This window comes from Amycolatopsis sp. NPDC043885 (assembly GCF_056435685.1).
The window spans coordinates 557,854-571,132 of sequence record NZ_JBWKEA010000002.1; the positions used below are offsets into that span (position 1 = coordinate 557,854).

Genomic DNA, 13,279 nt, shown 5'->3' on the forward strand with positions numbered 1-13,279 from the left:
GCCGGGAAGGACCCCGCGAGCCACTGTGGACGGTCACCGGAGACCGGCGATCTCCTTCAGCTCCTCGATCAGCTCCGGGACCGCCGTGAGCCGCTCCGGCAGCCCCCGCGAGTGGAACCACGTCGCGATGTTCCGCACGTCCCGCGCGAGGAACTCCAGCCCGCCGGGGTTGGCCACGATGTCGACCACCTGCGGCAGATCGATCACCATGATCCGCTCACGGTGGACGAGCAGGTTGTACGCCGAGAGGTCGCCGTGCGCGAGCCCCTGCGACGCCAGCAGTTCCAGCATCGCCGCGGTCTGGAACCACAGTTCCCGCAACTGCTCGGGCTCCGGCCGGACCTGTGCCAGGCGCGGCGCGGCCGTCTCGCCGTCGCCGAGGAATTCCAGCAGCAGCTCGGTGCCGTCACGCTGCACCGGGTACGGCACCGGCGCGCCGACCGTCCAAAGCCTGCTCAGCGCGCCGAATTCGGCCACCGCCCACTGTTCGGCGATGAGGTTCCGGCCGAAGCTGCTGCGCGACTCCATGGCCCGCATCTCCCGCGACCGCCGCATCCGCCTGCCTTCGAGGTAGCCGGCGTCGCGGTGGAACAACCGGTGCTCGCCACTGCGGTACCGCTTGGCGGCGAGCACGACACCCTCGGTGCCGGGCAGATTGCGCCGGACGAGATGGACGTCCGCCTCCTTGCCGGTCTTGAGGACGCCGAGTTCGGTGTCCACCGCCGCGAGTTCGGTGATCACCCAGTCCGGGCGCGGCAGCGGCCCGTGCTCCGCGTCTCCCCACGTGCTCCAGCGGTCGGCGCCGTCGGGGATGGCGGTCTCGGTGTAGGCGTCCTCACGCAGCCGGGCGAGCCGGACGCGTTCGGCTTCGGTGAGCCGTCCGCCGCGAGTGGGTTCGGGCTCGTCGTCGAAACGGGCACGACGGGTGCGGCGAGGACGTTGTTCGTAGGACTCTTCGAGATCGTGCTTGCGCACTGGTGGGTTTCTCCTAGTCAGGGATGCCCCACCGGGCGAGCGTCGTGCTCAGCCTCGAGGGGCGAGTGGATGGGGGCGGCCAAGGCCCCGGACAGTCATCAGCACGAGGCACCTCCCTGTCGCATCCACCGGCTCCCTGCCGGATCGCGCACGATCATCGCGGATGCCGTCAGGCGCGCGCAACCGAATTGATTTCCGGCGCGTTGAAGTGACAAGCATGGCGGTGGCGGGTGCCCAGGTGGTCGTGAGTGGCGATTCGGGTTCTAACCCGAATCGCCACTCACGACCAACCCGACCCACGCCACACCGCCACGCCGTTCCCTTTCCTGTCCTATGCCGACCGCAGTCCCGCCAGCTCGCTCCGCGACCGCACCTTCAGCTTCCGCAGGACACTCGCGACGTGCTGTTCCACCGTGCGCCGGGACAGGAACAGCACCTCGGCGATCTCCCGGTTCGTATGCCCGGCGGCCAGCAGGCGGGCGACGTCGCGCTCGCGGGGGGACAGCTCGTCGCCGTACCCACGGCGGCCGCGCCGCGACGGGGCGACCGCGCCGGTGGACCGGAAGGCGTGGCGGCAGCGCGCGGCGTCGCGAGTGGCGCCGAGGTGGTCGAAGGTCTCCGCGAGCGCCGCGAAGGTTTCGGCGACGTCCTCGTTGCGGGCCAGACGGCAGCGCGCGGCGCGTTCGGCGATCAGGGCCGCGTGATACGGCGCGGGAAGGGCCTCGAACCGGGTCCGAGCCTGCTCGAAGGCCTCGATCGCCTCCGCGTACTCGCCCCGGGACGCCGCGATCAGGCCGCGGTCCGCGGCCAGCGCCGCCCGGGTCGACGGCGCGTCGAGATCGCCGATCTCCCGTTCGAACTCGTCGGTCAGCGCTTGCGCTTCGGCGTCCCGCCCGGTGGCGCAGTACGCGTCGACGGCGGCCGTCAGCAGATCGGCGCCCCAGGCCCAGACACCCTTGGCGCGCAGGAGTTCCAGTCCCTTGTCGGCCTGCGCGACGGCGGCCTCGCCGAGATCCTGCGCGAGCAGCATGCCCGCCATCCCGGCGTGCGCGGCGATCGCGACCGGCGTGAACGCGTTCTCCGGCTGGTCCGCCGCGGTGCCGGCGAACCGGGCGGCGGCCTCGTCCCATTCGCCGCGCGCGGCGGCGAGCAGGCCGAGGACCAGGCACAGTTCGCTGGTCACCGGCAGGAGGTCGCGGTACTCGTCGATCAGCGCGCGGGCCCGTTCGGCGAGGCCGTCCCAGTTCCCGGTGAGCCAGTCGGTGTGGACAGCCGTCGCGCGGGCGGTGCTGACGACGTACGGCGCCCCGCAGTCGGCGGCCAGCTGCATCCCGCTGTGCAACAGGCTTCTGGCCCGCCGATGATGGCCCGTCCAGGCGCACGCGTCGGCAGTGTTGCAGTGCAGCCGCGCCAGATGCCGCTGTTCGTCGGCGGAACCGACGCTGGTGGGCGCCCGGTCCAGCATGTCCCAGCCGCGGGCGTCCCCGATGTGCAGCCGCGACGCCGCGTTGTTGGCCAGCAGGATGATCTTCAGCCGCCGGTCGGTCGCCCGCTCGATGAGCCCGTCCACCCGGTCCATCCAGCGCCGGTGCTCCCGCAGCGGGGTCGCGCCGACCCACGGCTGCGCGAGGACGCCCATCCCGCGTCCGGCCAGGTCGGGCCGGTCGGCGAGGTCGTTGACGGCGATCTCGATCTCGGTCCTCGCGGCCTCCAGCCCGCCTGCCTGGCGCACCAGCAGGAGCCCGAGACCCAGCCGGACCTCGCCGCTCAGGCGTCCGGACAGCCTGCCGTCGGTGAGCAGCCGCTCCAGTGCCGGGACGACCTCGGTCTGCGCGAGGCCGTTGCACGCCACGGAGCTGAACTTGACCGCCAGTCTGTCCACATCGGACGGTTGCAGTCCCGGTTCGTCGAGCAGGGTACGGAGCAGATCCGTCGCGGTCGCGAGATCACCGACCGCGGACGCCTGGTCCGCGGCCGCTTCGCCGTACTTCAGGGCACCGGCCCGGTCACCCGCCTTGCGGCAATGCTCGGCCAGCCGTACCAGGGATTGCGGGAGGCGGTCGCGCAGCAGCCGCGCGGCCCGCCGGTGCAGTTCCTGGCGATCGGGGCCGGGGATGGTGCGGTACGCGGCCCGCTGGGCGAACGCGTGCCGGAAGCCGTACGTGCCTTCACCGGTCTCCACCAGGACGTTGCGTTCCAGCGCGAGGACGAGCGCGCGGCGGGCGCGCTCGGGGGTGAGCGCGGCCGCGGCGGCCAGCAGGTCCGAAGTGGACGGTGTGGCGAGGACCGCGGCGGCTTCGGCGATCCGCCGGGCGGCCGGTGGCAGCGCGACGAGGTGTTCGACCGTCGCTTCCCGCAGCAGCGCCGGGACTTCGACCGTGTCGAGCAGATGCCGTGCGGTCGCGCCGTCGGCGTGCACCGCGCCCTCGACGCCGCCGATCGCGTGCACGATCTCCTCGACCACGAACGGGATCCCCGCGGTCCGCTCGTGCAGCCGTGCGGCGAACTCGGCGGACACGTTCGCTCCGCCGAGCAGCGCCGAAACCAGCGCCTGGACGCCGTCGCGGTCCAACGGCCGGAGTGCGACGAGCGCGTGCGCGGTGCCGGGCACCGGCCGATAGGCGCTGCCGAGCGGGATACCGCCGGGCGTCTCTTCGCGCCGGTACGTGAGCAGGAGGGTCAGGCCCGCGGGCGGGTCGGTCATCAGGAACCGCAGCAGGCGGCGGGATCCGTCGTCCGCCCACTGGAGGTCCTCGACGAGGAGGACGTGCGGGCCCAGCGAGCCGAGCAGTTCCCGGACGGCGCGGAAGAGCCGGTGCCGTTCGGCCCTCGGATCTCCGAGCCGGGGCGGCGGCTCCGGCAGGAAGGCCGCGAGTTCCGGCAGATAGGGCGCGAGGACGCCGGTCACGGGGTTGAGGTCGCGCGCCGGGTGGATGTCCTTCAGCGCGTCGAAGACCACGCCGTACGGGAAGGGCTCGCGCAGCGACTGGCAGGTTCCGGTGAGGACCGGTCGTCCGGCCAGTTCGGGGCAGGCCAGCAGTTCGGCGGCAAGCCGGGTCTTGCCCACCCCCGCTTCGCCTTCGAGCATGATCACCGACGGCGAGCGCATCGCGCCGTCGAGGAGTTCGCGTAGTTCCGCCTCACGGCCGACGAGCACGGGCGAGCTCGTCGCGCGTCGGCAGCCACCGATCACCATTGCCGGGTCACCCCCGCTTCACGAACCACACCGTTCGAGTGAACGCAGCTTAAGCGCCTGCTTAGTGATCACGGAACCCACTCGGACCGTCACAGAACTTTCGTAGGGCAGGGGAGTTCGCCTATTAGATACGTAGTCCTACGGAGTGTTGCCTCGCTTGTTCGCGCAGGTCCCGCCACCCGAAAGTGATTCATGCGTGACTGCACGTCACGGCACCGGCTCTGGATCCCCGCCGGTGCGAACCACCTGTTCGAGTGAACGGAGCTCAGGAAATGCGTGGAGAACTTCGACGTCACCGGATCGCGGGTGCGGTGCTCGCCGGGGCCTGTGCGGCGGCCACCGTGGCCTTCGCCGGACCGGCCGCGGCCGCCGAGGGGCAGATCCGCGGCGCCGGTGTGCCGGGAGCCGTCACGGACGGGTACATCGTCTCGCTCAAGAGCGGCGACGCCGGCCTCGCGGCCAAGTACGGCGGCCAGGTGAAGGCGACCTACACCGCCGCGCTCAACGGTTTCTCGGTGAAGATGACCGAGGCGCAGGCGAAACGGCTCGCCGCCGACCCGAACGTCGACTTCGTCCAGCAGGACGCGGTCGCGCAGATGACCGGCACCCAGACCAACCCGACCTGGGGCCTGGACCGGATCGACCAGAAGAACCTGCCGCTGGACAAGAAGTACACCTACCCGAACAACGGATCCGGGGCGACCGTCTACGTCCTCGACACCGGTGTCGACTACCGCCAGACCGAATTCGGCGGCCGCGCGACCAGCGGGTACGACTTCATCGACAACGACAGCGACGCCCGCGACTGCCAGGGCCACGGCACGCACGTCGCCGGTACCGTCGGCAGTGCCACCTACGGCGTCGCCAAGGGCGCCAAGATCGTCTCGGTCCGCGTGCTGAACTGCCAGGGCAGCGGTCAGTACTCGCAGATCATCAGCGGGATCGACTGGGTCGTGAAGAACGCCAAGGGTCCGTCGGTGCTCACCATGAGCCTCGGTGGCCCGGCCGACTCCGGTGTCGACGCCGCCGTGCGCCGCGCCGTGTCCGCGGGTATCACCAACACGGTGGCCTCCGGCAATTCCAACACGGACGCCTGCTCCACCAGTCCGGCCCGCGTCCGTGAGGCCATCACCGTCAACGCCACCCAGAGCGACGACCGCCGGTCCTCGTTCTCGAACTACGGCAGCTGCACCGACATCTTCGCGCCGGGCACCGGCATCACGTCGCTGCGCAACGGTGGCGGCACCCAGCAGATGAGCGGTACCTCGATGGCGACGCCGCATGTCGCCGGCGCGGCCGCGATCTACCTGACCTCGAACCCGTCGGCCACCCCCGCCGCCGTCGCCTCCGGTCTCGCCAACGCCGCCACCAGCGGTGTCGTGAAGAGCCCGGGCACCGGTTCGACCAACAAGCTGCTGAACGTGGCGGGTCTCTGATGCGGCGCGGCGTGCGGGCCGGTGTGGTGGCCGTCGCGGCCACCGCGCTGGCCGCGCTCGCCGCGGGCAACGCCCTCGCCGCGGAGGCGGAAGGCGTTGTCGTGCAGGCGAAGCAGCACTACGGCGATCAGTACATCGTGGAGCTCCACGATGTCGGCACCATGGCGGTCGAGCAGTCCTCGGCCGCGCTGACCGGCCGCTACGGCGGCGAGGTCCGGTCGGCGTACAAGAACGTGCTCCGCGGGTTCTCGGTCAAGGGTATGTCCGAGCAGCAGGCCCGACGGCTCGCGGCCGACCCGGCGGTCAAGGCGGTCTACCAGGACGGCACCGCGCGTGCCGTCGGCACGCAGGCCAATCCGACCTGGGGCCTCGACCGCGTCGACCAGAAGAACCTGCCACTGGACAAGAGCTTCACCTACCCGAACACGGGCGAGGGCGTCACGGCGTACGACCTCGACACCGGGATCAACCCCGAGAACCCGGAGTACGAGGGGCGCGCGTCCATCGGCAAGGACTTCGTGGGCGGCAACGGGAAGGACTGCAACGGGCACGGCAGTCACACCGCGGGCACCATCGGCAGCAAGACCTACGGCGTGGCGAAGAAGGTCAAGCTCGTCGGGCTGAAGGTGCTGGGCAACGACTGTTCGGGCAACGGTCCCGACTCCGCCATCGTGGACGCGGCGGAATGGCTGACCGCGAACGGCGCCAAACCGGCGGTGGCGAACCTGAGCCTGCGGATGGACCAGGTCGGGCTCGGCGACGACGTCATCAAGAAGTCCATCGCGGCGGGCTTCGTCTACGTGGTGGCGGCGGGCAACGAGAACCAGAACGCCTGCAACGTCAGCCCGGCCCGGATCCCCGAGGCGATCACGGTCGGCGCCTCGGACCAGAGCGACGCGAAGTCCTCGTTCTCCAACCACAGTTCGTGCGTGGACATCTTCGCCCCTGGCAGCAACATCACGTCGCTGTCCACGTCCAACGGTGGTTCGGCGAACATGAGCGGGACGTCGATGGCCACGCCGCACGTGGCCGGGGCGGCGGCGCTGTACCTCGCCGCGAATTCCGGTGCCACCGCGCAGCAGACGCGGGACGCGCTGGTGAACAACGCTTCCGACGGCGTGCTCAAGGGGCTGCCGTCCGGCACGGTCAACAAACTGCTGAACGTGTCGTTCATCGGCGGCGGTGGCCCCACGCCGACGTGCGGGGCCAAATCCAACACGACACCGGTGTCCATTCCGGACGCGGGTGACGCGGTGACCAGTTCGGTGACGCAGGAAGGCTGCGACGGCAAGGCGTCGGCGACGCTGCCCGTCAAGGTCGACATCGCGCACACCTACACCGGTGACCTGGCGATAGACCTGATCGGGCCGAGCGGTGCGGTGTTCGGCCTCAAGCAGGCGGGAGGGATCGGCGAGGCGGGCGGCGTGCACACGTCCTACACGGTGAACGCCTCGTCCGAACCGGCGAACGGGACCTGGAAGCTGCGGGTCCGTGACGTCTACCGGTTCGACAGCGGGACGATCGAAGGCTTCTCCATCACCTTCTGAGTCCTTGCGAACGGCGGTGCGCCGCGGTCACGATGACCGCGGCGCACTGTCGTTTTTCGCTGGGAGGCTTTGCATGGAGTCCTACGACGCCGTGATCGTCGGTGGCGGGCACAACGGCCTGGTGGCGGCGGCCTACCTGGCCGGGGCCGGCCGCTCGGTGCTGGTGCTGGAACGGCGCGACGAGGTCGGTGGGGCGGCGGTGTCGTTCCGGGCCTTTCCCGGCGTCGACGTCCGGCTGTCGCGGTACTCGTACCTGGTGAGCCTCTTGCCACGCAAGATCATCGCGGATCTCGGGCTGGGCCTCGATCTCCGGCGGCGACGGATGTCGTCGTACACGCCCGTCGGCGACGGTGGTCTCCTTGTCGACACGGGCGACGACGGCCGTACGGCGGCGTCGTTCTCCGCGCTCACCGGGTCCACAAAGGACTTCGAGGCGTGGCGGCGGTTCTCAGCGATGACGGCCCAGGTCGCGGAACGGACGTTCCCCACCCTGACCGAACCGCTGGTGTCCAGGGAGGAACTGCGTTCGGGCATCGAGCCGGAGGCGTGGGACGCGCTGTTCGAACGGCCGATCTCGGAAACGCTCACCGGGATGTTCGGCGACGACACCGTCCGCGGCGTCGTCCTGACCGACGCGCTGATCGGCACTTTCGCCGGAGCCGGTGATTTCCGGCAGAACCTGTGCCTGCTCTACCACGTGATCGGCAACGAGACCGGCGACTGGGACGTGCCGGTGGGCGGGATGGGCGCGGTGACCGGGGCGCTCGCGTCGGCCGCGCGGGCGGCCGGGGCGCGGCTGGTGACCGGTGCCGAGGTGCTGTCCGTCGATCCCGGCGGATCAGTGCGTTACCGGCTCGGCGACGACGAATTCACCGTGCGCGGCGGGCACGTGCTGTCGAATGTCGCGCCGCGAGTGCTCGCGCGATTGCTGGGGGAAGAGCCGCCGGAGGCGCCGGAAGGCGCGCAGCTCAAGGTGAACATGGTGCTGTCACGGCTGCCGAGGCTGCGCGATGCGAGTGTCGATCCGCGGGAGGCGTTCGGCGGGACGTTCCACGTCAACGAGGGCTACGAACAGTTGGCGGCGGCCTACGCGGAGGCCGTCGCGGGCCGGATCCCGTCGCTGCCGCCGTGCGAGATCTACTGCCATTCGCTGACCGATCCGTCGATCCTCGGCCCGGCCGAACAGGCGGCCGGGGTGCAGACGCTGACGTTGTTCGGTCTGCACATGCCCGCGCGGCTGTTCGAGGGGCGAAACGACACCGCGCGAGAGGAGGCGTTGCGTGCGACCTTGTCCTCTTTGGACAGTGTGCTGGCCGAGCCGATCGAGGATTGTGTGCTGCGTTCGCCGGACGGCGGGTCGTGCATCGAGGCGAAGACGCCGCTGGACCTCGAAGCCGAGCTGGGGCTGCCCGCGGGACACATCTTCCATCGCGATCTGTCGTGGCCTTACGCGGCGGATGCCGCTCAGGTGGGCCGCTGGGGCGTCGAGACCGCGCACGAGCGGGTGCTGCTCTGCGGTGCGGGCGCCGTGCGAGGTGGCGGCGTCTCGGGCATTCCCGGGCACAATGCCGCGATGGCGGTGCTGGCGAGCGCGTGAAGGCTCCCTTCCCTCGGCTCAGCCGAGGGAAGGGAGCCTTCACGCGCATTCGCTTACTGGACCGTGAGGGTGTAGGTCGCCGTGGCGGTCTTGCCCGCCGAGTCCGTCGCGGTGACGGTCACCGGGTACGTGCCGCGCTGGAACGGCGCGACCACCTGCATGGTCGAACTGCCGCCACTCGAGATCGTCTTCGGGCTGAAGAACGGCGCGAACGGCAGACCCTGGCCGGACGCCGACAGCGTGATCGCGCCCGTGCCCCCGGTGGCGGAAACCGAGACGTTGCTGAAGAAGCCGGGCTGCGATGTCCCGCTGGTGGGACTCAGGCCCACCTTGAGTTCGCCGGGTTGGGGCGCGCCGTCGCCGACGGTCAGCGTCAGGTTCGTGGTCGCGGTGTCGATGGTGCCCTTGCCCGAGATCGTGACCGCGTAGTCCTTTTCGGCCGTACCGGCGGGAACCTCGATGCTCACCTTCGCCGACTCACCCGACGTGATGGACGTGGGCTGGAACGTGGCCGTCGCGCCATCGGGAAGTCCCGAAGCACTGAGATCGACCTTCTCCGCGCCGTTCTTGCCGGGCTTGCTGGTCACCGTGGCCGAAACGTACTTGCCCGGCTCGACCTTGAGGGCCGACGGCGTCACCCCGAGCGAGAACGTCTCCGGGTTCTGCGGCTCGCCGATCTGCTGCTTGACCCAGTCGCCCATCTCGTTGTTGAGCCTGCCGTACACGCTGTACCACTTGAAATCGCTGCGGCTCCAGGACGCGACACCGACGACCTTGCCGTCCACGATCAGCGGCCCGCCGCTGTCGCCGGGCAGGATCGTGACGCGGCCGTCGCTGTAGCCGCTGCAGATCATCGTGGCGTCTTTGAAGCCCGCGCCGACGCCGTTGCAGTTGCTGCCCTGGACGATCGGCAGCGTGAACTTGTGCAGTTCGACGTTGCGGGTGTCGTCGTTGTGGTCCTTCTTGCCGTAGCCGAGCCCGAGCCCTGACTTGCCCGGCTTGTGCAGCTCCGTGTCGGCCGACGTCGCGACCTTCGCGTACTGGCCACCCGGCACCGGGATGTCCGCGTCGGTGGTGACGACCGCGACGTCGTAGCCCTGGTCGAAGTTGACGTACTTCGGGTGCTTCTCGTAGCTGACGACGCCGATCCGCGTCCCGCCACCGGCGTTGAGGTCGTCCAGCCCGTAAAGGAAGGACTTCTCGCCCGCCGCGTCCTTGCAGTGCGCGGCGATCAGGATCTTGCGCGGCGCGACGACCGATCCGGTGCACGTCTGGCCCTGCGGCCGCGTCCCTCCTTCGCGCAGGCCCGCGATGATGAACGGGTAGTCCCGGACCGAGGCGGGGGTGCCGCCGATGGAGTTCGTGTGCAGTCCACCGGGGACGACCGCTTGATCCGTCGGGGTGACGGCGGGCAGGTTCGCGGCGGCCGCCGGAGCGGGCAGGAGGACCGAGAGGCAGCCGAGGGTGGCGGTGGCGATCCCCAGTAGCCGTTGTCTTCTGTTCACGGTGGTTCCTTTCCAGGTGGCTGGAAATCACTTTCCGCATGTGCACCTGGCGGAACAACCGAGGAAGGAGCCCGTAGGGGTACGGAACTAATGCGCCCCGTCGCCGGTGAGCAGTTCGATACTGTGGTCTCCGGTGCGCTCGACGTCGAGGCCCGCCTTCGTCAGGACCCGCATCAGCTGCTCCACAGTGGACGGTTCGCTGCGCGACTTCACCAGCTCCGCGGCCAGTCGCCCCTTGTACGCCTTGTTGAAGTGGCTCACCGTGGTCCGGTTGCCCTTCGCGTCCTCGGTCACGACGCGCACGGTCACCGCGTCCGGGCGGAGCTTCGCCAGCGCCGAGTAGGTCCCGGAGCGCAGGTCGACGACGAGCCCTTCGACACCTTGGAGCGCCGGTTCGAGGACCGGCTTCCACACGCTGCGGACCGTGCCGAGCGACGGCAGCGCGTTGCCACCCGAAAGCCGGTACGCGGGAATCGGGTCGGTCGCCGCGACCACCCCGAACAGCGCCGAAGCGACGGCGAGGCGCTTCTCGGCCTTCGCCAGCGTCGCCCTGGTGAACGACTTCACGTCGAGCGCGTCGTAGAGGACCCCGGTGTAGCGGCGCAACGCGGGCATCGTGGGCGAAGTCCACAGCTCGGCGTTGCGGGCGACCTCGTCGGCCTGCCGCGGCGTGATGCCGAGCGCGGCGACACTGGCCGGGACGTCGACGGCCAGTTCGGACAGCGCGTCGGCCAGCTTCGCCCGGGTCGGGTTCAACTCCGGGAACGACAGCGCGTCGAGGTCCAGCGGCGCGCCGGTGCCGCCGGCGGCCTTGGTCTCGGAAGGGGGCAGGAGCACGAGCACCACGGAAGCGTAACTAAATGGAGTGCGTCACCCCGAGGCGCGGGCTTAGCCTCGTCCGCATGAGCCTGACCTGGCGCCCGCTGACCATGGACGACATGCCGCGACTGGCCGAGACCTTCGCCGAGGCGGAGCGTGCCGAGCCGATCGAGGAGCACTACAGCGCGGAGGATCTCGCCGAAGAGATCGGTACGCCGACCGTCGACCTGCCGACGGCGTCCACCAGTGCCTGGGATGGCGACACCCTGGTCGCCTACGGTCTGCTCCGGAAACGTGACGCGGCGGATCCGGTGCACATGATGCGGGTCGAGACCCTCGTCCACCCCGCGTACCGCGACGCCGCGATCGCCGCGCGCCTCACCGGCTGGTTCGAGGAGGCGGGCAAGAAGCTCCACGCGACGTCCCACCCGGACGTGCCGCTGGAACTGCACGCCGCGGCCAACACCAAACAGCGCTGGCTCTCCGAGGTACTCGTGGACGCCGGGTACGAGCACGCCCGGTGGTTCGTCGACATGCGGGCGGACCTCGGCTCGATCCCGCCGGTCAAACCGCTGCCCGAAGAGTTCCCGCTCGTCGCGTACGAGCAGAAGTACGAGGCCCTCACGCTGCGGTCCCGTAACGAGACCTTCGCGGACCACTGGGGGAGCACGGAGCAGTCCCCGGAAGCGTGGCGGCATCTGATCGTCGGCGCGAAGGACTTCCAGCCGGACCTGTCGTTCCTGCTGCTGAGCCCGGAGAGGGACCGGGTGGTCGCGATGGTGCTGAGCGCCCACTTCGCCTCCGATACGGCCGCCACCGGCGTGAAGGATCTGTACGTCAGCCACGTCGCGACCGACGCGAGCCTTCGCGGGCGCGGGATCGCGGGCGCACTGCTCGGGCACACGCTCACCCAGGCCAAGGCCAAGGGCTTCCAGCGGGCTTCGCTCAACGTCGACCAGGACAACACTCATCGTGCCCTCGGTGTCTACGAGCGTGTCGGGTTCAGCGAGTTCCAACGCTGGGCCGGGTACGTGAAGCCCGTTCCGACCTGACCGGTTGTCACCCGAAAGGGCGGATTTCGGTACAGTCGATCCTCTCGGAGAGATCGCTGGGGGTGGTAGGGCGTTGCCGGTTTCCGCACGCCTCGGCTGGCATGACCTGCCGTCGGCGACGCGTGACGCCGTGGAGCGTGAGCTCGACAGTGTCCTCAGGCCCTCGGCGGGAAAGAGAACCTCGGGACGTGTGGTCCGTCGCTCGTTGTGGCAGACCCCGGAGTTCGACGGCGGTGTCGCCGCGCGGCTCGAACTCGACCGCGGTCATCACTGGGTCTTCCTGAAGGCGATCCCGGCGGACAGCCCGCGCGCGGGCGGTTACCGGACGGAGGCCGCGATCGCGCGACGGCTTCCCCCGGAGGCGCCCACGCCGAAGCTTCTGTCCTTTGTGGATGGTGAGTGGCTGGTGCTGGCGTTCGCCGACTTCGACGGCACCAGGCCGAACCTGCGCCCCGGATCGCCGGACCTCTCCGCGGTGCTGGCCACCTTCGGCGCGCTCGGGCGCACGCTCACGCCGTGCCCGCTGCCCGACGTCCCGGACGCCCTCGACGATCTCGGCCCGCTCCTGCGCGGCTGGCACGAACTGGCGAAGGAAACGCCGGACGACCTCGACGGCTGGGCCGTCCGCAACCTCGACCGGCTCGTCCAGCTGGAGACGTCCTGGCATCCCTGGTCGGCCGGGGACACGTTGCTGCACAACGACATCCAGCCCGAATACCTGGTGCGGACCGGGCCGGGCAGGGTGCTGGTCACCAACTGGCGCTACCCGGCGCGGGGCGCGGGCTGGCTCGATCTGGTCGCGCTCGTCCCGTACCTGCTCGACGCCGGGCACGAGCCCGCCGACGTCGACCGTCTGCTCCGGCGGCGCCCCGTGCTTGCCGGTGTCCCGGTCTGGGCGGTCACCGCGTTCGGTGTCGCCCTGGCCGGGCACGCCGAACGAGCTTCCCGGCTACCGGAACCGCCCGCGACGACGGGCGTCCGCGCGGCACAGCGCCGTCTCGCGGCGGCCATGCGGGGCTGGCTCGCTTACCGGACGCACTGGCAGTAGCGCCTCGGTTCGTGAGCGGTTGGTGCCGGGTGGTCGTGGGGGGGGGGGGGGGGTGGGGGACAAAACCCCCCCCCCGACCACCCAGAGCGGCCACAACGAGGTGT

The 13,279-nt window shown here is 70.4% G+C and carries 9 protein-coding genes; 5 read left to right on the forward strand and 4 right to left on the reverse strand.

From position 1 onward, the window contains the following. Window positions 1–33: 33 nt before the first annotated feature. Together AC069I_RS12490 and AC069I_RS12495 are read right to left on the reverse strand one after the other, a co-directional pair. Entirely contained in the window at window positions 34–975 is a 942-nt protein-coding gene (locus tag AC069I_RS12490) for a serine protein kinase RIO (protein WP_478230685.1), read from the reverse strand. Between the two features lie 331 nt (window positions 976–1,306). After that, window positions 1,307–4,132, reverse strand: coding sequence for an ATP-binding protein (locus AC069I_RS12495; protein ID WP_478265486.1), 2,826 nt, complete (start codon window positions 4,130–4,132; stop codon window positions 1,307–1,309). Between the two features lie 311 nt (window positions 4,133–4,443). Here AC069I_RS12495 and AC069I_RS12500 point away from each other — a divergent pair, with 311 nt between their 5' ends. From AC069I_RS12500 to AC069I_RS12510, 3 genes are all read left to right on the forward strand, one after another. Then, window positions 4,444–5,607 (forward strand): S8 family peptidase, encoded by a 1,164-nt coding sequence (locus AC069I_RS12500; RefSeq protein WP_478231422.1) that lies wholly within the window; start codon window positions 4,444–4,446, stop codon window positions 5,605–5,607. Beyond that, entirely contained in the window at window positions 5,607–7,154 is a 1,548-nt protein-coding gene (locus AC069I_RS12505) for a S8 family serine peptidase (protein WP_478230687.1), read from the forward strand. The genes AC069I_RS12500 and AC069I_RS12505 overlap by 1 nt, the downstream gene beginning before the upstream one ends. A 73-nt stretch (window positions 7,155–7,227) precedes the next feature. Further along, window positions 7,228–8,751, forward strand: coding sequence for a phytoene desaturase family protein (locus AC069I_RS12510; RefSeq protein ID WP_478265445.1), 1,524 nt, complete (start codon window positions 7,228–7,230; stop codon window positions 8,749–8,751). A gap of 53 nt (window positions 8,752–8,804) precedes the next feature. Here the strand turns inward: AC069I_RS12510 and AC069I_RS12515 are convergent, their stop codons facing one another. Together AC069I_RS12515 and yaaA are read right to left on the reverse strand one after the other, a co-directional pair. Next, window positions 8,805–10,256: a trypsin-like serine protease gene (locus tag AC069I_RS12515; protein WP_478230689.1), complete on the reverse strand. Its 1,452-nt coding sequence runs from the start codon at window positions 10,254–10,256 to the stop codon at window positions 8,805–8,807. An 87-nt stretch (window positions 10,257–10,343) separates the two neighbouring features. Further along, on the reverse strand, window positions 10,344–11,099 hold the full coding sequence (gene yaaA, locus AC069I_RS12520) for a peroxide stress protein YaaA (RefSeq protein WP_478265446.1): 756 nt from the start codon (window positions 11,097–11,099) through the stop codon (window positions 10,344–10,346). A 59-nt stretch (window positions 11,100–11,158) separates the two neighbouring features. Between yaaA and AC069I_RS12525 the strand changes: the two genes are divergently transcribed. Together AC069I_RS12525 and AC069I_RS12530 are read left to right on the forward strand one after the other, a co-directional pair. After that, window positions 11,159–12,127, forward strand: a complete 969-nt coding sequence (locus tag AC069I_RS12525; protein ID WP_478230691.1) for a GNAT family N-acetyltransferase — start codon at window positions 11,159–11,161, stop codon at window positions 12,125–12,127. Window positions 12,128–12,200: 73 nt separating this feature from the next. Then, entirely contained in the window at window positions 12,201–13,175 is a 975-nt protein-coding gene (locus AC069I_RS12530; protein WP_478230692.1) for an aminoglycoside phosphotransferase, read from the forward strand. Window positions 13,176–13,279: the final 104 nt, after the last annotated feature.